Source organism: Saccharothrix obliqua, from assembly GCF_019375475.1.
GTDB classification, from domain to species: domain Bacteria; phylum Actinomycetota; class Actinomycetes; order Mycobacteriales; family Pseudonocardiaceae; genus Actinosynnema; species Actinosynnema obliqua.
The window spans coordinates 1-502 of sequence record NZ_JAHXGQ010000041.1 but is presented as its reverse complement, the minus strand read 5'-3'; the positions used below and the strand labels follow the sequence as shown (position 1 = coordinate 502).

Annotated in this window: 1 pseudogene; it reads right to left on the bottom strand. The window is 73.5% G+C overall.

The features are described from left to right. A pseudogene (locus KZQ38_RS35720) lies at window positions 1–502 on the bottom strand (NB-ARC domain-containing protein); the annotation flags it as partial.

The window sequence follows — 502 nt, the reverse complement described above, 5'->3', positions numbered from 1 at the left end:
GGACAGCACGGAGGGCAGGCTGGCGGCTGGGTCGGTGTCGTGGTCGAGCATCTCCAGGCCCAGTTCGCGCAGTTCGGCGGCGACCTCGGCCAGTGGGACGGCGGTGCGGGCTTCGGCGGTGCGCGCGGTGATCGCCAGGGCCAGCGGGTAGCCGCCGCACAGCCCGATCAGCTCGTTCACCGCCTCGGGTTCGGCGGCGACGCGGTCCCGGCCCAGGCGGGCGGTCAACAACGTGCGGGCCTCGTCGTGGGCGAGGAGGTCGAGGCGTACATGCCGGGCGCCGTGCCGGTCGATCAGCGAGGGCAGCACCTGACGGCTGGTGACCAGCACGGTGCAGGTCGGGCTGCCGGGCAGCAGCGGCACGACCTGCTCGGCGGTGGCGGCGTTGTCCAGCACGATCAGCATCCGCTTGTCGGCGACCAGGCTGCGGTACAGCGCGGCCCGTGCATCCAGGTCGGTCGGGACGCGGTCGGGTTCGACACCGAGGGCGTCGAGGAACGCG